This is a genomic window from Ruegeria sp. AO1, from assembly GCF_056535985.1.
Genome location: NZ_JBQFJC010000003.1, coordinates 95403 through 116444, shown reverse-complemented (window position 1 = coordinate 116444; position 21042 = coordinate 95403). Strand labels below are relative to the sequence as shown.

Here is a 21042-nt window from a genome sequence, read left to right as displayed (position 1 = left end):
CCTATGATGTCCAGGACAACAACGAGCGCCTGAAATCGGTGCTGCGTCGTTCTGATGAGCTGGCCGAAACGTCCTACCGCGAACTGTGGGACGGGTCGAACGACAACCATCCGGACGAAATCTATACGCCCAAGACAAAGGTGCAGACCGAAATTCTGGGCGTGTCGCCGGTCAACGATGCGACGGTGCAGGTCGAGATCCGCAAGTCCCTGATCGTTCCAAACCAAGCAACGGCCTCAGCCCGCTACGTGGTCACAGTGACCTATGGGTTTGAGGAAAAAATCGTGACGTCGATGGACGAACTTTTGGAAAATCCATTCGGCTTCGTCGTCACCAACTATCGCGTAGACGCAATGGGAGACATCTGATGCAGCGTTCTTTCAAAACACTCACCGCCACCGCCGCAGCAGTTTTGGCATTCTCTACGCCTCTGCTCGCTGAAATCACACCGACACCGGACGGAAAGAACGCGGATCACCGCATCACGCATTTCCATTACGTCGAGAACCAGGTGTACCGCATCCCTGTGGGTGAACGCCTGATTACCTATGTTCACTTTCCGCAGGGCGAAACCGTCCGCAGCATTGGTGCGGGCGACACTGAAAGTTTTCAGATCACTCGCCTTCAGGAAGGTCGCGTTATTGCGTTCAAGCCGGAAATCCTGAACTCGGATTCAAACCTGACTGTCCTGACCAATCGCGGCACATACAACTTCTATCTGGTTCCGGCCGAGAGCGCCGCCGAACGCAAACGTGTTCCGTTCCGGGTCACGTTCTACAACAAAAACAACAGCGGCGGGACTACAACGCGCCGTGGCACGGTAGCGCGCAGCGAACCGAAACCAACAGGCCGCTTCGTCAACCAAAACTACTCGCGCTCGGGCAAAGCTGACTTCGCGCCTACTGCCGTGTGGGACGATGGCGTTCACACCTATATGCAGATCCCGCAGGATGCGGAGTTGCCGGGGATCTTCCGTGTCCTGCCTGATGGCCGCGAGCTGATGGTGAACACCACAGTCAAAGAGCGCGGCATTATCCAGGTGCAAGGCCTTTCAGATCTTTGGACACTGCGCATCGAGGACACTTCGATCTGTGTACGAAACGATGGCGACGCGTTTCAGCAGGCAAGTGTGAGCGGTCGGCCCGTCACTTCACAGACAGTTAAACCGGGGGGCAGCAAGTAATGAACCGCGATCAGACACCGGCACGGGCGGCGGCTGAACAGCCGTCGCAACGTGTCCGGAAGAAGTTCGACCCAAAGAAGCTGATAACTGTTGCAATCGCAGGGGCGGTGTTCCTGGGCTTTGTATGGTTTGTCATGGGCGACGAAAACAAAAGCACCAACACGGGTGTCCGCGTTGACGCTTTGCAACAAGGCGGTGGCGAGCGATACGGGCTTTTGACCGCACGGGGACCAGAGGTCGATGAGCCGGAACAAGAGGCTTTGCCCGAGGAAATTGCGGTGGCAACACCGGTAGCAGTGCCGCAGGTCGATTCCGAAGGGCTGAAACAAGCCCTGAAAACAATCGAGCAACAGAATGGCCGGATTTCCGATCTGCAAGACGAGCTGACGGACGCCAAAGTTTCGCTGTCCGGTGAAATCGCAACGCTGAACCTGACCAATGAACGCCTTCAGGTCAGATATGATGAGCGCGAGAAAAAGTTTCAGACTGAGCTTGCCCAGGCGGTTGCTGATGCAGAGGCCCGGGCGCTCGCCAGTATGAGCCACTTGCAGACTACGGGTCTGACTGATGATGAGCGGCGCAGGCTTGAAGAACTCAAGCGGATGCGCGAGCGCCAGAACCAGTCAGACGGCATCGTGTTCGATGAAAACCCATACGGCAGAAACTAATGGAGCTGACGATGAACAGAACAGCACTCACCCTCGCCCTGGTTGCTTTGGCGTCAAGCGCGATGGCACAGGAAGCACCCGGTCAAAACTACCAGCCGATCAATGGTGGATCGCAGCCGGTCATTTTCCAACCCTTCCCCGCTGCGCCGCAGCCGGTTCAAGTCCAGCCAGACGACACCCGCTTACCTGAAGAACAGCGCGGCTATCAGGAAAACCCGAATACGACATGGCAAAACAATCTGGTCGAAGAATATCCACCCATCGTCGGGGCCTCGATCATTGACGATCCGTCGCGCACCTTAACGCAAGGCACGGTCTTGTCGGCGCTATTCGGTGGGGCGGTCAGCTCGGAACTGCCCGGTAGTGTCGTGGCAACGATCACACGCGGCGTCTACTCGATGGACGGCACACGTTTGCTTCTGCCTCGTGGATCGAAGCTCATGGCGAGTATCGAGCGGATACGACATTGGCGCAAACGCGCATCATGATTGTTTGGAGCCGTGTCATTACACCGGATGGCCTTTCCGCTCAGATCGGCTCAGTTGGCACGGACGGACAGGGCCGCACCGGCGCGACCGGCAGGGTGAACACACACTTTGGGAAGCGGTTCGGCACGGCTGCGTTGTTGTCCATCATCGTATTGCCCTGTGGCGCTGGTGTCTGACAGCGACAGCAACAACTCGGTCAGAACGGATCTGGCAACCCAAGTGGGTCTAACCTGCAGAACGCCACGGCAGCGGCGCTTGATGAATACCTGCGCATCACTCCGACAATCTTTGTCGATCAGGGCAGTCGTATCAACGCGATCCTGCAGCGCGACGTTGTGTTCGATAGCTTCTGAGAGCGAGCCAATGAGCCGACCGCCTCAGCGGTCTTTCCGGCCGCTGCCAGCATGATCGAGTGCGGTAGCGGCCTTTTTGAAGCAAATTCAGCACTTTTTGGAAGCAATGATCTTATGTGGATGCCTTCGTGTTCGAGGCAAAGCCGAGATGCAGCGAAGGCAACCTCCAGTGTTCCAAAAGTGCTCTCAAGGAGACAAGAACATGAGCGGGCGGAACGGGAAATAGCCTTCTGGAATACTATACAGGCAAGATCGAGCATCTGTTACACGATGAAAGCCTGAGCGAAATTTGTGAACCCTGACGGATCGGTCTGGGTCGAAGAAATGGGCACAACGCACATGACCAGGACAGACACTTCTGAACAGAGACGATGTAGAAAACATCGGGCGCTGCGTGGCCGGTTTCAGCGATGTAACATTCGGAAGAAGCCGATTGCGACGGCCAACGTGCCGACACAGCAGGGTAAAGCGCGGGTTCAGGTCGTGATTCCGCCAGCAACAACCGGCGTGGGGTCCGTTGCGATCCGTCTCCTGCGCGTGAAAAACGTCGATCTGGGCGCGTTCAGCTTCGCCAGCAAAGAGGCGGCGTTGGCAGAAAACAACGATCATAGCGCGCTTGAAAATGCTCGGGCTGTTCTCGCTGACGGAACAATGAACTTTGACGAGCTGGCCGACCTTGCAATGCTTAGCAAATGGAACGTGATCATTGCCGGGGCACCTCGTCCGGCAAACCACTGTCCTCAATGCAATGCTGAAGCGCGTCGATCCGGGCGAACGGATCGTGACGATTCAAGAAGTGGCCGAGTTGGACATCGAGCAACCCAATTCTGTCGATCTGCTTGCCGACCGTTCCGAAGAAGATGGCCCTCGATCACCAACAAAGCTGCTGGAATCGGCGCTTCGCCTCCGGCCTGACCGCCTCGTCTGCGGTGAAATCCGAGGCGACGACGCGAATATGTTCTTGGAACTGGTGAACACCGGCCACGATGGATCTGTCTGCACCATGCACGCGAACTCGCCCGTAGATGCCATTGGACGGATGAGCAAAATGGTGCGTCGCGGATCTCCGACCGTTCAAAAGTCAGAAGTGGTCGATGACATCCGGGCCACCATTCACATGATCGTTCACATGAAGAAAATCGGGGACGAACGGAAGGTCAACGGCGTGATCTTCCCGCCTCTGATGACTGCTGAACAACTGAATTGAAGGAGTACAAAGATGAAGAAATTCGAGTACCGAGACGTGCCTTTTTCGGAATGCGACGACGCCAGCGAGAAATTCGCAAAGCTGGGCAAAGAAGGTTGGGAAATGGTTGGTGTCGCACGTGCAGAATTTGGCATCGTGTGCTTCTTCAAACGCGAGCTGACCGATGGCTGAGTTTCAGGATCTACCCAAAGGCAAGAAGGTCGCGATAGCCGGTACTATGGGCTTTATCGCTACCTCGGCTTGCGCGGTGTTGGTGGTCGGGCTGGCGCTCGAATACATCAACACCAGAGGCTTTCGCGGGCTGGACATCTGGGCGATCCCAGAGAAGTTCATGGCACAGCCTGCAGAGACGCAGCAGATCATGGGTCTGGTGGCGGTGGTCGCAGTGGGTGTTTTGACCTTTGCATTTGTGGCGGCTGCGCTGCGTGGTCCCTCAACGAAATACGGTGATGCGACCTTTGCAAAGGCCCCTCAGCTCGTCCAGGAAGGCTATGCGTCGGTTCTGAAGCTCAAAGACAAATTGGATAGTGAAATCGTGTTTGCCAAATTTGGTGAGCCAAAGGACAAAAACGCGATCTACTATAAGCCCGGCCCCGGTGTCCAAAAGCCGCACGCGATGTTCATTGCCCCGTCTGGTTCGGGCAAAACCAGCGGCTTTGTGATCCCGAATGTCCTGCGTTTCAATGGGTCTTGCGTCGTCCTGGACATCAAGGGCGAGATTTTCCAGACAACCGGCGCGCGTCGGGCAGCAATGGGCGATGAGGTTTTTGTGTTCGACCCCGAGAACCCCGACAAAAGCCACAGCTACAACCCTCTGCGCCGCGCAGCACGTGCCGACAATCTGGACCGGCGATGGGAAGAAGTGATTCAGGTTGCAACTCAGATGTTCGACACGCCCAGCTCGTCCGCGCAGGGCTTTATGGGTGGTGTTGAAGGCATGTTCTGCGCAATGGCGATGCTGGCGATCAAAAGAAAGCGGCCATACATTTCCGAAGTCCTGCGCCTGGTCAAAACGACCAAGCAAAAGGACTATGAGAAAATGGCTGAAGAAGTTGGATATGCGCGAGCTGCAGATGAGTTTCTGAATCTTGCAGCCGAAGAATCCAAAATCCTGCGGTCAACGATTTCGGTTATGTTGAACTCCGGCCTGCAGCTCTGGCGCAACCCGTCGGTAGCAAGAGCCACGCAGGGCAATGACATCAACTTTGAAGATCTGCGTCGGCGCCCCAGCTCGATCTACTTTTCCGTGCCAGGGAAAAAGGTCAAAGAGTTCCGGACGCTCATTCGCCTGTTCTTCCTCGATCTGGTGAACACCATCGAAACTGTTGAGCCGGGCGAAGATGAGCCGTTCAAGGTTTTGATGCTGCTCGATGAGTTCCAACGCCTCGGCCATCTTGAGCGCGTTGTTGAAGCCTATGACACCATGCGATCGTTCGGGGGCAGGCTCGTGGTGATTTCGCAAACACTGTCGCGCCTACAGGACATTTATGGGCACGAGGGTGTGCGGGCGATGCTGGCAAACGCTGGAACCCAGATGTTTGCCGCCTCAGAGGATTCCGAAGTACGCGAACATGTGTCCAGGTCCATCGGGGACAAAACGGTCATAAGCAAGTCGAAGTCTCGAGCACTCGGCAAGATGGAAATGGGCAGCATATCAGAGCGTGAAGAAGGCATTCGCCTGCTCCGGCCCGAACACGTTGGCCGATTGCCTGAAAATGAAGTTGTGCTGATCCGCGAAGGCAAGATGCCGGTGATTGCAAACAAGATCCGATACTTCGAAGATCCCTATTTCATGCAGTTCCTTGGGGGTGATGCTCCAAAGATCAAAGGTACACATCTGGATCTTGCTGAAGAACAGGCCAGGGACACGGCAAAGGCTCTGGCGGATGCGAATCCGGCCCCTGCCCCGGTGAAAGAGGTTTCTGAAAAAGACCAGGAACTTCAGGCGGCATTTGATGCGCAGCGCACGGTCGCAAAGCGGAAAAGTCGGTCAGCGAAAGATATGGCGATGGAGAAAATGAAAGCCAAACGGGCTGAAAGTAGCGCCTTCACTTGACGGGGGTAACAGGACGCGGCCGAACCGGACCTTACTTCAATATGCAGAGAACGGCAGGAGAGAGCCCTAACCTGCTCGTGCTGCGACTTACATATATGTCCGCTTCCGTGAAGCTTACTAGAATGGCGCATTGTCAGCTTTATGCCTGCTGAGAATTGTCGTCATAGTATCGACAGCAAAAACACTCATCAAAAACCAACAGATTGACGACAGATCAAGGGAACCCCGCACGCATATAAACGATGATCTTCCAAAGGTCTTCTTCGCTCAGCGCTTCCTTGAAGGCTGGCATGTCTGTTCGAAGCGTTCGCCGCCCTCGGAAATTGCCCAAAGAAGGTACTCGTCCCCCGACATCGGCATCTGAACGAACCATCGTAGGAGAGCGGGAGAGGGCGCGAGCGAACGTCCGGCTTCACCATCGCCCAAACCCTCAGCTCCATGACAGCTTGCGCAGTTTTCCGTATATAGCGTCTTGCCCTCCGAAACATTCTCGGGCGTTGCACGAATGGTGCTCCGAGCCCCGCGGTAGCTGCGGGCACGTCCTCGTTCATATACGTCCAATGTCGTTGCATGCGCTGCTGCTGGCCAGGCCCCATATTGCCGTGCCCCCAACCACGCATGTGCTCAGACCTCATGTGGTTAGATCCCATTGGCCCGTGACCCCACCAATCTCCTCGTTGTTGTTGTGCGCAACCCACTGTAGCAATGGTGATAGACAGAACGCTTAAGGTAAGAGTGCGTAATCCAAGCTTCGTCATCTTCTCCTCCTTACTGTTTCGCTCGATGAACGTCGCCTCAGGCCGCTTCGTAACTCTTGAACACCTCGGTGCTACCGTCCTTGAGGATCAAAAACACGTCGTAGGCCTCACGACGATCTTCCGGCCCCATCCCAGGGGAACCGTAGGGCATGCCAGGAACAGCAAGTCCAACAGCACTGGGTTGCTCCTCCAGCAGACGACGAATGTCTGCAACCGGCACATGCCCCTCGATCATATAGCCATCGATCTCGCCTGTGTGGCAGGACATCATTTCTTCGGGAATGCCGTTGTCCAATTTGTGGCGGACAAGCTGTGTTCCAAAGCTGCGCTCCTCGGTAATGCGAAAGCCTTCCTGCCGCAGGATGTCGATCCAAACCTGGCAACAGCCGCAGTTCGGATCCTTGAGAACACGGACGGAAGGCGTGTCTTGCGCAAACGCGGCAAATGGTACTGTGCTGGCAAAGCCAGCGGCGTAAGTCAGTACTTGGCGGCGTTTCAGGTTCATGGCGAGAGTCCCTTGTATTTCCAACTAAATTGAGCCGATTTCGTATCATTCGAGATCAAAGGTCATAATCCACGTCAAACATGCTCATGTTCGCCAACTTCCCGACGCTCGGCGAGCGCTTGGCGCACGATCTGGAAAGCAGAGGAAAGAAACAACGTTGCCATGACCGCCGCAACAATCAGGTCAGGCCAACCGCTAGCTGTGCCCCAGACGCCTAAAGCTGCAAACATAACGGCCACATTGCCAATGGCGTCATTACGCGAACATAGCCAGACAGAGCGCACATTTGCATCGCCGTCCTTGTAACGGACGAGCAAGAGAACACTTGCGAGATTGGTCATAAGAGCGAAAAAGCCAACGATGCCCATGATCTCATTCCGGCACCTGGACATAGAACACCCGGTACACGGTCGATCCAAACACCCAAAGACCCATCAGCAGCAAGCTCACCCCTTTCGCCAGAGCGGCATTGGTGCGTGCACGGATTGAAGCCCCGATCACTGCCAGCGAGATACCGTAGGTCAAAGCATCCCCAAGGAAGTCTAGAGCGTCGGCCTGAAGTGCCTGAGACTTTGCATAGTGACCGGCAGTCATCTCGACGACGAACATCACCGCGTTCAGAGCAATGACAATCCACAGCCTCCTTTTGTAGTCGTCTGATACGCCGTCGAATTTGGCGTTGTGTCCGCAACATGCTGACATTGGGAAGCCCTTTTGTATCTGTCGTGACCATAGTGTAGTGTCTCTAGTTACTAGAGGTTCAAGAGGTATTTTCATGTTTTCTATCGGGGAGCTTTCCAGCGCACGAAGGTCAAAGTTCCGACTATCCGCTACTATGAGGAAATGGGCCTGCTTGCCGCACCAGAACGCACCGAAGGCAACCAACGGCGCTACGATGTGGCAGGGCTAGAGCGTCTCAGTTTCATCAAGCATGCACGCGATCTTGGTTTCTCAATTGAAGCGATCTCCGAATTGATTGTGCTTCAAGGCCACCCGGATCGTTCATGCCAAGCCGCAACGGACATCGCCGTCTCACAACTTTCCGAAGTAAGAGCAAAGATCAAACGACTACGGGCTCTTGAAAAGAGCTGGTTCGGATTTCGAGGGCTGTGATGACGAAGGAGTGTCAGAGAACTGCTATGTGCTCGCGTCTCTTGCCGATCATAAACTCTGTCACCACGATCACTAAACTATGAGCGGACATTGCTTTAGTCCCAGCGAAAGACTGTTTTGTCCGCTTCTTGCCTATTCAAACGTGGTGCAGCGAATGCCCGGAATGTCCAAGGACAAGAGTCCGTCCCAATCGGAACAGACCCCACATTACTCCAACCCGGTGGTCTCGCTGTTCCCGGCAACACATTCACCGGCGCGAACAATCATCTATCATGTCCTCCGTGGTTAAAGACTGTGTCCATCATACTCATGGACGTGGGTAGCCTGTTCGCGGGTATGGGCAATCTCTTGCACCACGGCGGCAATCTTGCTGGATGAAACTTGGTGCAGCTCACCAACAACGGCCTCCGCGCGCTCGTAGCTGTCCGGAACGCCTTGGCTGTTGAAATGGGCGGCAGCGGTGGAAATGTCCGCGTCTTTCCAAGTCGCCGTTGTGCCGATTGAAACGCTGTCATGATCGTTGTAGCGGGCCAGGAACTTGCTTCCGTCGAGACCGAAGCTGTGCGCGGTCGCCACAATGTCATCACGCACAGCCAGCCATTTTTCGGCTTCCGGGGTCCAGGTTGTCCAACTCGGCCGCATTCATGGATGTGGTGTAGCTGTCATCAGCCAAAGTGTATGCCTGCAGGTCGGTGTCATATGGGCGCAGTTCGGCAACATCGCCTTTCAACTCCCCGATCTGAACGTCCATTGCGGCACGCAAGTGTGGATCTTCGACCTCTCGTGCAAGAGCCTCCATGTTCTCGATGGAGTTCACGATGTCCTTGGTCTGCTGCTCGTAGTTCTCAAAGATGGCCTCCCCCAAAGCGGATTGCATATACTGAACATAGCGATCACCGGGCGACTGGTAGTCGTCGGACTCCTGAAAATCCTTGTCACCACTCAGATCCGCAAGGGACGAATAGTAAGGGTGATACAGATCGTATTCCTGAGCATCACTCATGTGCTGAGAAACCAAAGCCTGCATATCGTTCAGATCAACCGGCTCCCCTGACCGCTCCGCAGCTTCAAATTCGATTTTGAATTCTTCGACCAGATCTTGTTGCGCAGTATGTTCGTCAACACGGCGGTTGGCCTGGTCCTCGATGTCGAAGCTGTTTGAGGCGATGGCTGCACGATCAAAGCCCATCGCCTGCTGTTCTTTCCTGATGATGTCGATCTGCTCTGAAACGCGATCTTCACGCGGGGCGGATTGATCAAATCTGGAATAGGGTGCGAAGTGTTCGACTTCGTTCAAAAGATAGTCTGTACGCGAAACCATAGTTTTTCCTTTGCGAGTTGATGGAAAACTCTGTGATGGGTCTGCCTGGGGCGTTGGCGCGCGCATCAGGCAGACCGGTTAAAGTCCTTACAAGCTGTGCCCGTCATCGTCACCGCGCCCCTGCAAGAGCGGGTGCGTTGCGTGGGCGTGAACGTCTGAAAGTTCTTCTGAGATTGCGATGATCCTGGAAGACGCAAGCTGGTGCAGCTCGTCAACAACGGCCTCAGCGCGGTCGTGGCTGTCGGTAATCCTTGCGCCTGGAAGTGGGCCGCGGCGGTCGAAATGTCGTCGCTGCGCCATCCCATTGTTGTACCCAGGGTGACGTTCTGATGATCGCCAAAGCGGGCAACGAACGCCTCGCCATCGAGGCCGTAGCTGCTGGCCGTGTCGGTGACTTCTTTGCGGATCGCTGCCCACTTGCCGGCCTCTGAATAATCCAAGACATCCATTTCGGCAGTGCCCATTCCCATCATCGTTGAATAGCGGCGGTCCTCGATGATGAAGGCTTGAAGGTCCGGATCGTTGGTGCGCAGGTCCGCAACGTCGCCCTTCAACTCGCCAATTTGAATATCCATAGCGACACGCAGATGAGGGTCGTCAACCTCACGGGCCAGCCCTTCCATCTTGTCGATGGATTGCAGCAATTCTTTGGTCTGAGTCTGGAAGTCCTCATAGGCCCCCTTGCCCAAGGTGTCCTGTATATAGACCTCGTACCGGCGTGCTGCCGGGGCATAATCAGCGGACGACTGGAACGCCTTGTCATCGACAATATCAGCAAGGGCAGACAGATACGGATGGCTCTGTTCGTTGTCCCGAACGTCGCTGATATGGGCAACAACCTGAGCCTTCAGCTCGGGTGCGATTGTTTCCTCAGAACCGCCTAATTCGATGTGTCGCCGCAAGTTGCTCATGACTTCGGGCGACACATAAGACGGGTCTCCTGGCTCGCCGTAATCATCAAAATGATGGGCTTGATCCAGCAGATGTTCCATTCTCGATACCATAGGTTCCTCACTTTCAACGAGTTGGATGGCAAACTCTTCGATCCGGTCTTTGACAGCGTTGGCGCGCTCATCAAACAGATCCGACATTCTTGCGATGGAGAGTGTCATCACATCACCGGCCATGTCGCGGGCCGTAACTTCAACCTCCGGAGTGCTTTCAACAACAGACAGTCCGGCCTGAACCTTCCACGTGTCGGTCTCAACTTCCTGCCGCAAACCGCGCTCAAGGCGGGTCGTTGCGGTCAGCTCAATTCCGTATCCTTCGGCAACCTCAACCTGGATAGAGCGCTGAACGTCGATGTTCATGTCGCTGCTCATACCCATAGCCAACCACTGCCCATGTTCCACGCCTCGGTTATTCACAACGATGTGGACATGGGGGTTGTCAGTGTCGTTGTGGAACACGGTCAGATAGTCCCAGGTATCGCCAAAATCACCGCTCCCAAACAGGCGATCCGCGAAGTCCAAACCGGCCTCATGCGCGGCATCCGGATAGGTGCCTTCGGGAAAAGAAACGATCATGTGACGGGTATAACCATAGTTGGTTTTCCCGTTGAAATCCTCGGCCCAGGTCTCGATCAGATCACTCACCTGATCGGCATCGAGCGGGGTCACACCATTGTCGCGGATGTCCAACACGCCCTCTGCCCTGACGGTCAGGTAATTGATCTGGCGGCGCAGCTCATGCGCTTTTTTCACCCCACCTTTGCGGACGTGTTTCACAACCGCCTCGGGCTTTCCAACCACAGCACCAAGCCGCGCCTTGATGGATGAGGCCCGCGAGATCATGAACTTCATGCGCTTGGCGGTTTGCAGCTGCTGGCTGATCTGCTTGGACCGATCGATACCCTTCTGCGCTTCCCGGAAGGCTAGCTCCAGAAAGTCCCCTGCCGTCAAATTGTGAGCCGCGACGTTCATGCTTCAGATGTCCTCTCATCGTCGCGCAAGATTCGGCGAATGGCGGAGTCTGGCTCTCGGTTTCGGCGGGCCGCGGTGATCAGCGCCTTCAGGTCTTGCCGGTGCTGGATGATCGCACGATGGAGGTTTTCGACATCGCGCCGGTCGTCATCGGTCCAGATCACCGAACCGCGTTTGGCCGATTTTGCGAGCTGATTGAGGTTGGTGTATCCACCCTGAACCTGCCGCAAGTGCGTCTGCCAGAGATCGACAACGGCCGGGTCAGGATCGAGATACCCGATCAGACGATAGATCAGTCGTTGGATGATCTGGTTGCGGCTCTTGGCCCCAAGCGACTGCACGGCCTCCTCCAAACGCACCAACGCATCTGACGGCAATCGAACGGAAAAGACAGTGGTGTCGCCGGGCTTGCTCAATGTATACCTCTGGTTGTTTTTATGACTTGTAACACAACTACCTTATCCTGTCATACTCTCCAAGAGGAAACCGGGGTGATTTTAGAAATCCGTATTTTCTCAAATTGCCCCCGGAACAGTTTTGCTCTTGGAGGCAATCTCCACGCCGGGAAAAGGGTCCTGCCCCTTTTCCAGCCAGCAGGCGTGGGTGCCGGTGGACCGGCGCAGGGCAATCACGCAAAGCGGGAGCTGCCCGAACAGCGCCCGTCACATACCGGCACGTTCAAGGTCAGTATGGCATTTTCCGCGCGCCTCAGCGCGCTCAATGTCCCGCCGCTTTCGCGGCGGGTGTGGCAGGGTTGTCTGCTGCCGCATTGGGGCAGGTCGGCACCCCTGCCCGGTCTTAGGACCGCGCGCCACCTGTGGCGCATATGTGGTCCGGCCTGCGGCCGGAGCAGAAGAAAGGGCGGCTTGCGCCGCCCTGCCCTCCCGTCATTCGGTGACGGGATCGTCATCGGTGCGCTTCGGGAAGGCCACCATCTCAACGCCAGGGAACATGCTGTGCTTGACCTGGATCGAGGTGATGGTGCCGGTCTCATCGGTATTGACGAAGAGCACCCCGCATCGATCCCAGAATGTCTTGCCTTCTTTTTCACCGGTCTTGACGCTCAGTTTCAGAGTTTGAGTTGCCATTGTTTGATCCTCGCTATGGCGTGTTTCGATGAACAAGGGAAAAGCGGGCATCAAGGGGATGTCAGCAGGGAATTTGATCCGCGCGGAATGCGCCGCAGGCGCAGGGGACATTCCTTGTTGAAGCGCGGCGCCCGGCCCGGGCGCCGCGCGTCTTCCCCGACTGCCCGCTTATGTTCATCCCTTCAGAAACACCGCAGCCGAGGATCTTCTCCGGCAACGTACTTGAAACTGTCAGACCTGGTGAAAGGCAAGGCTTTCTGGGATCGCTGCGCGCGGAACATCTGAACAAAACGATGTCTTTGATGGCGGCAACATCACCTCGATCCGACACAGGCGCGGCGCTCAGTTCTAAGTTGGGGGTTGCCCTTCTGGGTCGGTATGACCGTCGTCGCAAAGGATGAAGAATGACGGACGGTGCAAACCGCCCTATCCAACTGGCGGAGGCCAAAGACCGGACGGTCCGGCCCTGGTCCGTGCTTGTGCGGATCAGGTAAACAGCCGGACTCAATTTGGATTGGCGGGTTCGGTAGGACGCCCCGGTAATCCGCAAGAACTCTCTCAAGCGCTGTCGCGGGGCGAGACCGGCGCACGGGCAGATACAGTGATGAGTACGCCAAGAAAAAGGCCCACCGAAGCGGGCCACGAGTTTAACCAAAGGAAAATCTGGAGGTATTCTTTACAGGCTAACGCTTGCGCGCGCGATCGACAACACCGTCAGCTGTGATCGTGGCAATGCGATCCTCTGTGCGGCGGGTCATTTCCACCCCGTCACCCGTCATATGCGCCTCGGCAAATTCCGTGAACTTGAAGATGCTGCCATCTGCTTCAACATGGGTTTCGTCCTCTGCCGAGCGCCGCTTCACCGATCCGTCATGGCGGATTTCGATGATCGTGTTGTCGGCCATTCGGACCGTCACGGTATGCTCATCTACAGCGACACCCTGCCACCAGGCATCTGCATCGCGGCGCACAACAATGCGGTTTGGGTGCAGCTTGATCTGCACGTCCTGTACCTCGTCCGGATCAGCGGCTTTGACGACCACGATGGCCTCCTGCGCGCTGGGATCACCATGGATCGACGCGCTCCCGTTTTTTGGCGGCCAGAGCTTCGGCTGTGTGCGCGGCTTGCCCTTCTGGTCTGTATGAAACCCGACGAACATCTGCGCGGATTTCCAGACGCGGCGGGCGGCTTTTTCAACCGTAGACGGAGCTGCATCGGTGGACATGGTGGATAGCCTTTAAAGTGGGTTAATTCACGTGCATTTTCGGGGTGAGCGTCACACCCACAGCGCTCAGCACTTTCAGCACCGTGCCAAACTCGGGATTGCCATTTTCGCTAAGTGCGCGGTAGAGGCTTTCCCGAGACAGACCAGATTTGTCGGCCACACTCGACATACCTTTGGCCTTGGCAACATCGCCAAGTGCCGACGCGATCAGCGCCGTGTCGCTGGTTTCAAAAGCCGCTTCAAGATAGGCTTGAATGGCTTCCGGGCTGTCCAGATAGTCAGCCGCTTCAAACTTCGTTGTTTTGACACCCATGTTTTTCACTCCAACTCTCTTGCCATCGCCTTGGCGGTTTTGATGTCGGCTTGCTGGGATGACTTGTCTCCCCCGCACAGCAAAACGATCAAAACGTCACCGCGCGACACATAGTAAACGCGATACCCCTTCCTTCGGAGATACGCAGTTCACTCACACCTTCACCAACCGGTTTCACATCACCGGGATTGCCCAGGCTCAACCGCGTGATGCGAACCAAGATCCTGGCTCTCGCCCTTTGGTCCTTCAGGCCCTTGAGCCACTTGTCGAACAGGTCCGTCTTACGAATTTCTATCATACCTATATGTAGCCTACAGGCTACAAACTTTCAAGTCAAAACAACCTATACCATTGAACTAAAATCAAAAATCATTGCTGAAAAGCAGGGCGCGTTGCGCCCTGCCCTGCCAGTTTCAGAAGCAATCCGGCACCCATGCATCGATCCGGGCTTTCTGTGCCTCGGTCACGCCCAGTGCCTTTTGATGCTCTGGATCATTGAAGAGCTTGTGCAGCGCCTCGTTCTTGGCACCCTTTTTGGATTTCGCGAAGGCTTTGAACATGTCGGCGTCGATGTGCAGGTCCAGCAGGTCTTTGTAGAGATCATCCAGCTGCCAGCCTTTCAGACGCTTGAAGCAGTTTTCAGCCGAAGGGGTCCAGATCGCGCGCATGTCAGCCTCGATCTCAGCCTCGATCTCCGCCATGAACTCCGGGCGTTGGGTCAGAAACCGCCGGGCCAGAAAACCCGTGATCTCACCATTGCGGGTCTTCTTGCCCAGATCGCGAAACGCTTTGAACGCTTCCACGCTGCCTTGTGCGGCAATCTCGTGGAACTGGTCATAGGCTGCCTGTGCCGCTTCATCCCGTTCTCCGCCAAGACGCGGGTCGAGGATGAACTGGTCATCGATCTCGGGTGTGTTCCGCTCGGCACCACCATAGCCAAACCCAAACAGATTGCTGCTCAGACCGGAGGCCGGGGTGGCAAAGAAAGCAAACAGGCTCAACACATAATCAGGCTTGTCCAGCAGGGCCGTTTGAACCGCTGCCAGCCGGATCGCCACCATGTCGTCGATGAACTTCTGCGAATAAACTGGTTTTGGTTCTTCCTTGATCTCCGGTTCTTTGACCGGGGCCAGAACACCAGCCTCAATGGCAGCCTGAACATGTTCCGCCGCGACATAGGCCGGGGATGTTTTGATCTCGCCATTGTTGGTGACATAGACAAACACGCCGGACAGCTTGCGCTGCGCGTCAGAATAGAACGGCGCCGTATAGTCCTCAAGCGCGGCCAGCTCCTTTTCACCATCCGCGTCCAGAGCCTCACCCTCATAGAGTTCGGCAAGTTCGTCATACCGTTCGGCCTGTCCTTCGGTGAAGTCCCGGCTCACCATGTCCAAACGGTGCATGTCTTTCGTACCCGAGAACCCATAGGGAATGTAGCTTTCCTCATGGGTGTCCACCCAGTCCCAGCCTTCCGCGTCGCGCAGTTTTTCCGCTTCTACCGCCAGTTTCTCGGCAAACAGACGATCCAGTAACGCGCCTTCATTGAATAGGGTTTCATCGGCAAACAGATCAGCGGTGACGGTGCCGCCCGCCTCAACATAAGCCTTCTGCCCGACAAATACGGCCTTGCGGCTAGTGCTGCTAACAGCCTCCGACGTCAGTGCCTGTTTGACATCATGCTCACTGAACCACCGACATTCTTTGGCCCGTTCCAGAACCTCCAGAATTTTCTCTTCTTCGGTGCTGACGGTCATGGCCTTGGCCAGCCCCATGCTGATCTCACCGGCTTTGAGCGCATCCAGAACGGCGGCGGGCAGACTGGCAAGCGCGAGGCGGCGGCGCACATGGGATTCGGTCACGCCAAACGCATTGCTGATCTTGGCAATAGACAGAGATTTCTCGGCCATTTTGCCATAAGCACGGACCTCGTCCACAGGGTCCAGTTCTTCACGGGCGGTGTTCTCCGCATTGGCCCATTGCTCAGCCACGAAGGGATTGTCCGTGACCTTAACGGGAACCTGTGCCAGATCAGCGCGCTCAGTCACGGCGATGTTCAGAGCCCGTAGGCGGCGACCACCGGCAACGATTGCGACTTTGCCATCGGTATCGCGCAACCCGCTGAGGTTCTGGATCAAGCCACACATAACCAAACTGTCGGCCAGAAGTGCAATACCTTCCTCACCAACCTCCTGTCGTGGGTTGATGTCAGACAGGTAGAGATCGGACAGGGATACGGTTTCGATGGTTTCCGGTGCGGTGAATGTTTCGACTTTGCTCATGGGGCAAATCCTTGTTTGAGTGTTTGAGATCGTGTTAAGGGTGCCCTACCCCTTCCGGGGTAGAGCGGAGCCGTTTAGATGGCTGCGTGTTGGATCAGGAAGCGGCGCGCGATGTGGAAATTGTCGCCCTTCCTGATTAGCGCCCACGCTTCTGCGATACGTTGCTGCAAGATTTCATTGCTCATGGTGTTCACCTCCTTTCCGGTTTGGGATTGAGATCAGTATTCGCTGGGGCACATGATGGTCAGAACGCGGCGCGTCACTGACGTGTCAAACGGCCGGTCGGACCCATACGTGTAGTCCGTGTCGTAAAGATCGATCTTCCAGAACAGCTTCTGGTCACGGACTGTCACCGCCCCAAAGGTGTGATCGCCATAGGGGTCATTGCCCTCGTCAAACTGGTCATCCGACGCCACCGCTGCCAAAGCTGCAGTCTGGAACTCCATCCCTTCACCTGACACGCCGGGCGTGACAAATACCTGACCCTGAATTCCCTTAGAATGCATCTCGATTGCCGCAGTCGGATCGATCAGCGCTTTCCGAAATAGGTCATTCTGGGTCGCAATCTCTGCCGCCTGCAGGCTGGTGTCAGTGTCGATGTCTTTTGTCTTTTCAATGTCCAAAACCGTCTCTCCTTTTGTGGTGCGACCTCTGGGGTTGATCCCCTTTGGTGCTGGTTTTGAGCCGAGCCCTGAAAGGGCGTCGTCTCTAAAACCTGCCCCGTGGCGAACGCGGAGAGGGGCGAGACAGGACCAATCGACAAGAGTGGTGCGGCCCGCAGCGCAGGCGCGCGAGGACACGGTATTGTCTATTTGTCTTGTCCGAGGGGGGAGGCCGCGCCTTCCCCCTTACGGAAGGTAGCGTTTGGCTTGTCCAAATCCCGCCTGACCCACAAGGAAAGGACAAAGGATCTCTGATCCTGCGTGAGCGCAAAAGGGACCGTCACCCGAATGGGCAGATCACCACGGCATGGACCGACCATGACCCAAAGCCCCTGCCCCGGCTCGCAAGAGACGGGTCAGGGGCTACTGGGACAGGGAGATCATTCTGGGGTGTTCTGGGTGGAAGCCGATACGTCGGCTGAAACCTAGAGCCTGCTCACGAGCCGAAAGGCTCGGGATTTGCCACAGAAACAGACTGCAGCCCGAAGTCACTCACCGACCGGAACATACCCTCGACGGAGCTTTTGCTTTTCGAGATTGTGGAGCGCTTCACTAGCCAGGGCTTCGTCATCATACGTCACCATCATGGCTTGCCCGTTCGTGCCAATACGCCCCCAGGTACGAAGCACTGAAACCTCCCCAAACAACGTCGGCTGCAACTCGATGCCATAGAACCGCGCCATGTTGATCTCAGGGTCCACATGGATCAGGTGCACAGGTGTGGTGTCTGTCAGCTCCATGACGCGATTGTCGATCAATAAAGCTCGTCTGTCCAATGACTTTGCTGGAACAGTCAATTGGCAAGGATTCAGAACCGTGATGAAAACATTCGACAACTCAATCTGTCTGATGCTTGCCTCGTACCCATCCAGGTACAGGAGCTCATATTGGCACCATTCCACATTCCGCTGCTGGAACCGTTGTGACCACTGGCCAGAGTAGGTACGGTTTTCTCATATCTTGCAAAACGAAATAGAAGGATGAAGGCAACGTGGCTGAAATCTTGGAAGGCGGATGTTTTTGCGGTGAGGTTCGATACCAGGTCACTGGCAGCGCAGTAATGCAACTCATGTGTTTTTGCAGTGATTGCCTATCGATGACCGGAACGGACGGTTATGCCGGGTACATGATAAAGTCGGAAGACCTGCAGCTGCTGAAAGGCAAACCACGGACCTTTGAGAAGACCTCAAAGGAAGGTCGACCTGTCATCAAGCATTTTTGTGGCACCTGCGGATCAGGCCTGTGGGGCGTGACAGCCTTCGGATTGACGAGCATTGCGGCTGGGACATTGGATGAGCCAAACAACTTCAAGCCAACGAGCAAGGTTTTTGTGAAAGATGCCCCCAACTGGGCCAGGGTTCCCCACCATTTGGAAGAAATGTAGCGTTTGAAGCTTTGGTATCACCTACATTTCTGTCTTGGAGTTGTTCCTCTTGGTGACCCGAGTTGCTACGATTGTCGTTGAGGCAATAAGCAGGACATCGCGATGCGCAATGCAATCTTTTTACCCCTAATGGCTTTGTTCCTGGGGGTCGTCATGGACGTTAAACCGGCGGCGGCCGCGTCACTCGGAACATATGAGGTTTTTGGCGTCGAAGACGGTGACATGCTAAAAATGCGCAGTGGGCCTGGAACAGGGTTCAATGTGATCGTTGGTCTTCCAAATGGAACCGCACTACGAGTTCACGGCTGTGAGCAGACCGGTGGCACCCGTTGGTGCCGCGTCTCTTTGGAGCGCGCGCGCAAGCTTAAGGGATACGTCTCTTGGGCATATTTGCGGAAAATCTAATACGACAGCGATCAGCACCACCATCTTTTAGCAATCATAGAATACCGGCGGAAACGCCCTGACGAATCCACTAGTTGGGCTCACACCCGTCGTCGAAGCGGCTCGCAACATCCCCGAATTCGCTGGGTTCAGGACGGCCCTAAGGCTTTGACTGGGGAGCGCTTGATCGCCTGCACCGTAACGGATTGATCCTGGACCCGGTTGGAAAGGCAAAATCGGTGGTACTGACCGATGAAGGCCTGCGCCGCTCCGAAAAGCTTTTCACAGAGCTTTTTGGGCGGGAGCCAAAGACATAGCATTCGCCATGACAAGTCCCTCCATGTAACGCAGGTCTGCATACGCGTGTGGGCTGGCTGGCGGTTGCAATCTGCGCTAAATCGCCCCTGTCCGGCAAACAGGGAGAAGCTGAAGATGACAACGGGGAACGATCTTGGTGGGCTCATCGGGTTTATCACCCGTGACGAGATTTGGCATGAGCGGCTCGCTGATGTGTTGGACGAGCATTTTCTGCCAGCGCTCGAGGCCTTCGATCTTGAGTTCGAGGATCTGGGCGACTTGCTGGGCGAGGATTGGCCGATGGTCCTGTGGGGTGGTGGCCTGGAAGATTTGCTGGGCAGGACATTCGGAGCGGACGCCGAAAACGCTGCGGATGCTTATCTGAAAGGGAGCGGTTCCAAGGAGAGTGCGCAGACCCGCGCCTATATCAAAGGATTGCGGGACGCGTCGGTCAGCCTTTATGAGGTGAGCGAGGTAGACCCCGGCAGATCCATGGTCTTGCGCAACATGCTTTCGGACGCAGAGCCGGTTACCGTCCGGGAACACAGCGCGACGCAGATGCTGCAGCGATGGGATCGCATCGCAGCTCGGGTTGTCGCACAGGGGGATTATAACGTGATCTCGGGGGCGCTGCTCCCATTCGACCCCGACACCGTCGCGTTTTTTGAAGACGGGCTCCGCTCCGTGTTGAAATTGAACCCCGACGTTGAACTGAGGCTGACACAGGATCAGCTACACCGTTCCGCACCCCTCTTCACCAATGCCTGGCTCTTCGCACATCTGCCGAACCTACTGGATCCGGAACCACCACAAATCAGCAACAGCGATGGCGACAACCTGCTCTTTCACGACATGCGCTTCCCCCTCGCCAGCAAAGTGACGCAAAGCCAGGTATCTGAAAAGCTAACACAGTCCGCAGAACTCGTGATCTCAGGCCAGAAGGATTGGACCTGGCTTGACCTCGACACCCCGTCCGGCACCAAGCACGGCACCGGCCTCGTGTTGGACAAATCAATGTCAGGGGCCTCCGTGCTTGGGTCCCTAGATCTGAAAGGTCGGACACTCACACTTTCTGTGAGCTCTACAGCGCGCGCTGAACGCGGCGAAGCCCTGGTCCGGGACCTCCTGGGCGACCTGGTGAAATCTCCGCTGACATCAATCCAGACCGCCGAACAGATGATGGCGGATGACAGCACGAGTAACGGAGTGGCAGAAGAAGAGGACATCCCCCGTGCCCTTGCCCGTCAGATGGCCCACGAATATCTCGAACAGCATTACCGCGATACGCTTGACCAGCCGATTCCTGCCCTGGATGGCAAGACCCCGCGCCAGGCCGTTCGCAGCACGGCGGGCAGGAAGAAAGTCATAGACTGGCTGAAGACAATCGAAAACCGCAGCGCGCGCCAGACCGGCTCTCCGGTGGCTGAGTATGATTTCGGCTGGATGTGGGACGAGCTTGGTCTGTCAGACTACCGAAATTGGACCAGCGATGGTTCTTGCAAAAACCGTTCCAAAGCTTCGCCTCCTGAACCCATCGACTAACCCATGTTTTCCCGGCTGCGTCTTGCAGAGATGTGGCAAGGGTTATGCTGTCGCTGCGCGTCCAGATGGTTTGCCTCGTGACAGCTGGGGCACAACAAAATTTCAGTCTCCGTGGACACACCGGTTTCATAATCGAAACAGTACTCTTGTCCACATATTTCCAGCACCTCTCCACTCTTGGCCAGTTCCGAACTTGTCACCTCGCAGTGATCACAAATTCCGTCCAAGAGAGCTGATTGGAGTTCAGAAAGAACCACTGTTTTCTGAAAATTGCACACTCTGTCACTCATAAC

Annotated in this window: 23 protein-coding genes and 3 pseudogenes; 12 read left to right on the top strand and 14 right to left on the bottom strand. The window is 55.9% G+C overall.

Going from position 1 to position 21042, the window contains the following annotated elements:
- The 7 genes and pseudogenes from ACR3FB_RS23915 to ACR3FB_RS23885 all read left to right on the top strand — a co-directional run.
- The coding region (locus tag ACR3FB_RS23915) for a VirB8/TrbF family protein (protein WP_480566966.1) at window positions 1–368 on the top strand (368 nt) is incomplete at its 5' end.
- Window positions 368–1183 carry a TrbG/VirB9 family P-type conjugative transfer protein gene (locus ACR3FB_RS23910; protein WP_170417985.1) on the top strand — a complete coding sequence of 272 codons (816 nt, stop codon included), beginning with the start codon at window positions 368–370 and terminating at the stop codon, window positions 1181–1183. The genes ACR3FB_RS23915 and ACR3FB_RS23910, both read left to right, overlap by 1 nt.
- Window positions 1183–1851 (top strand): hypothetical protein, encoded by a 669-nt coding sequence (locus ACR3FB_RS23905; protein WP_480566964.1) that lies wholly within the window; start codon window positions 1183–1185, stop codon window positions 1849–1851. The genes ACR3FB_RS23910 and ACR3FB_RS23905 overlap by 1 nt, the downstream gene beginning before the upstream one ends.
- Window positions 1851–2515 (top strand): annotated as a pseudogene (locus ACR3FB_RS23900) (TraB/TrbI/VirB10 family type IV secretion system protein). The gene ACR3FB_RS23905 and the pseudogene ACR3FB_RS23900 overlap by 1 nt, the downstream one beginning before the upstream one ends.
- Window positions 2516–3398: 883 nt before the next feature.
- On the top strand, window positions 3399–3899 hold the full coding sequence (locus tag ACR3FB_RS23895; RefSeq protein WP_480566962.1) for a CpaF/VirB11 family protein: 501 nt from the start codon (window positions 3399–3401) through the stop codon (window positions 3897–3899).
- Window positions 3900–3911: 12 nt separating this feature from the next.
- Complete coding sequence (locus ACR3FB_RS23890) at window positions 3912–4070, top strand: hypothetical protein (protein ID WP_170417997.1); 159 nt, start codon at window positions 3912–3914, stop codon at window positions 4068–4070.
- The gene (locus tag ACR3FB_RS23885) at window positions 4063–5955 is read left to right on the top strand and encodes a type IV secretory system conjugative DNA transfer family protein (protein ID WP_170418000.1); all 1893 of its coding nucleotides are present in this window, start codon (window positions 4063–4065) and stop codon (window positions 5953–5955) included. Before ACR3FB_RS23890 ends, ACR3FB_RS23885 begins: the two co-directional genes overlap by 8 nt.
- A gap of 267 nt (window positions 5956–6222) precedes the next feature.
- Here the strand turns inward: ACR3FB_RS23885 and ACR3FB_RS23880 are convergent, their stop codons facing one another.
- The 3 genes and pseudogenes from ACR3FB_RS23880 to ACR3FB_RS23870 all read right to left on the bottom strand — a co-directional run bounded on the left by ACR3FB_RS23880 (window position 6223) and on the right by ACR3FB_RS23870 (window position 7920).
- On the bottom strand, window positions 6223–6516 hold the full coding sequence (locus ACR3FB_RS23880) for a c-type cytochrome (RefSeq protein ID WP_480566960.1): 294 nt from the start codon (window positions 6514–6516) through the stop codon (window positions 6223–6225).
- A gap of 234 nt (window positions 6517–6750) precedes the next feature.
- Window positions 6751–7218 (bottom strand): DUF411 domain-containing protein, encoded by a 468-nt coding sequence (locus ACR3FB_RS23875; RefSeq protein ID WP_170417767.1) that lies wholly within the window; start codon window positions 7216–7218, stop codon window positions 6751–6753.
- Window positions 7219–7292: 74 nt separating this feature from the next.
- Window positions 7293–7920, bottom strand: a pseudogene (locus tag ACR3FB_RS23870) (cation efflux transmembrane domain-containing protein).
- 141 nt (window positions 7921–8061) lie between these two features.
- On the opposite strand from ACR3FB_RS23870, the gene ACR3FB_RS23865 reads away from it, so the two are divergent.
- Window positions 8062–8331, top strand: coding sequence for a MerR family DNA-binding protein (locus ACR3FB_RS23865; RefSeq protein ID WP_480566958.1), 270 nt, complete (start codon window positions 8062–8064; stop codon window positions 8329–8331).
- A gap of 285 nt (window positions 8332–8616) precedes the next feature.
- Here ACR3FB_RS23865 and ACR3FB_RS23860 read toward each other — a convergent pair whose 3' ends face one another.
- The 11 genes from ACR3FB_RS23860 to ACR3FB_RS23810 all read right to left on the bottom strand — a co-directional run bounded on the left by ACR3FB_RS23860 (window position 8617) and on the right by ACR3FB_RS23810 (window position 17918).
- A complete protein-coding gene (locus ACR3FB_RS23860; protein ID WP_480566956.1) occupies window positions 8617–8922 on the bottom strand; it encodes a hypothetical protein in 306 nt (101 codons plus the stop codon).
- On the bottom strand, window positions 8915–9652 hold the full coding sequence (locus ACR3FB_RS23855; protein ID WP_480566954.1) for a hypothetical protein: 738 nt from the start codon (window positions 9650–9652) through the stop codon (window positions 8915–8917). The genes ACR3FB_RS23860 and ACR3FB_RS23855 overlap by 8 nt, the downstream gene beginning before the upstream one ends.
- Before the next feature lie 65 nt (window positions 9653–9717).
- A complete protein-coding gene (locus ACR3FB_RS23850; RefSeq protein WP_480566952.1) occupies window positions 9718–11574 on the bottom strand; it encodes a relaxase/mobilization nuclease domain-containing protein in 1857 nt (618 codons plus the stop codon).
- The gene (locus ACR3FB_RS23845; RefSeq protein WP_170417782.1) at window positions 11571–11990 is read right to left on the bottom strand and encodes a hypothetical protein; all 420 of its coding nucleotides are present in this window, start codon (window positions 11988–11990) and stop codon (window positions 11571–11573) included. The genes ACR3FB_RS23850 and ACR3FB_RS23845 overlap by 4 nt, the downstream gene beginning before the upstream one ends.
- Window positions 11991–12461: 471 nt before the next feature.
- Window positions 12462–12662: a hypothetical protein gene (locus ACR3FB_RS23840; RefSeq protein WP_170417785.1), complete on the bottom strand. Its 201-nt coding sequence runs from the start codon at window positions 12660–12662 to the stop codon at window positions 12462–12464.
- A 683-nt stretch (window positions 12663–13345) separates the two neighbouring features.
- Window positions 13346–13888, bottom strand: a complete 543-nt coding sequence (locus ACR3FB_RS23835) for a hypothetical protein (RefSeq protein ID WP_170417788.1) — start codon at window positions 13886–13888, stop codon at window positions 13346–13348.
- Window positions 13889–13910: 22 nt separating this feature from the next.
- On the bottom strand, window positions 13911–14201 hold the full coding sequence (locus tag ACR3FB_RS23830) for an addiction module antidote protein (RefSeq protein WP_152460667.1): 291 nt from the start codon (window positions 14199–14201) through the stop codon (window positions 13911–13913).
- Window positions 14202–14289: 88 nt separating this feature from the next.
- A complete protein-coding gene (locus tag ACR3FB_RS23825; RefSeq protein ID WP_480566950.1) occupies window positions 14290–14499 on the bottom strand; it encodes a type II toxin-antitoxin system RelE/ParE family toxin in 210 nt (69 codons plus the stop codon).
- 115 nt (window positions 14500–14614) lie between these two features.
- Window positions 14615–16480 carry a ParB/RepB/Spo0J family partition protein gene (locus ACR3FB_RS23820; RefSeq protein WP_170417794.1) on the bottom strand — a complete coding sequence of 622 codons (1866 nt, stop codon included), beginning with the start codon at window positions 16478–16480 and terminating at the stop codon, window positions 14615–14617.
- Window positions 16481–16698: 218 nt separating this feature from the next.
- On the bottom strand, window positions 16699–17103 hold the full coding sequence (locus ACR3FB_RS23815; protein WP_152460664.1) for a DUF3768 domain-containing protein: 405 nt from the start codon (window positions 17101–17103) through the stop codon (window positions 16699–16701).
- A 527-nt stretch (window positions 17104–17630) separates the two neighbouring features.
- On the bottom strand, window positions 17631–17918 hold the full coding sequence (locus tag ACR3FB_RS23810) for a WGR domain-containing protein (RefSeq protein ID WP_237215935.1): 288 nt from the start codon (window positions 17916–17918) through the stop codon (window positions 17631–17633).
- Between the two features lie 215 nt (window positions 17919–18133).
- Here ACR3FB_RS23810 and ACR3FB_RS23805 point away from each other — a divergent pair, with 215 nt between their 5' ends.
- From ACR3FB_RS23805 to ACR3FB_RS23790, 4 genes and pseudogenes are all read left to right on the top strand, one after another.
- Window positions 18134–18526 (top strand): GFA family protein, encoded by a 393-nt coding sequence (locus ACR3FB_RS23805; protein ID WP_152460663.1) that lies wholly within the window; start codon window positions 18134–18136, stop codon window positions 18524–18526.
- A 102-nt stretch (window positions 18527–18628) separates the two neighbouring features.
- Entirely contained in the window at window positions 18629–18931 is a 303-nt protein-coding gene (locus tag ACR3FB_RS23800) for an SH3 domain-containing protein (protein ID WP_152460662.1), read from the top strand.
- 155 nt (window positions 18932–19086) lie between these two features.
- Window positions 19087–19227 (top strand): annotated as a pseudogene (locus ACR3FB_RS23795) (DUF6429 family protein); the annotation flags it as partial.
- Between the two features lie 115 nt (window positions 19228–19342).
- Window positions 19343–20749, top strand: a complete 1407-nt coding sequence (locus ACR3FB_RS23790) for a DUF7986 domain-containing protein (RefSeq protein WP_174819503.1) — start codon at window positions 19343–19345, stop codon at window positions 20747–20749.
- Window positions 20750–21042 lie beyond the last annotated feature (293 nt).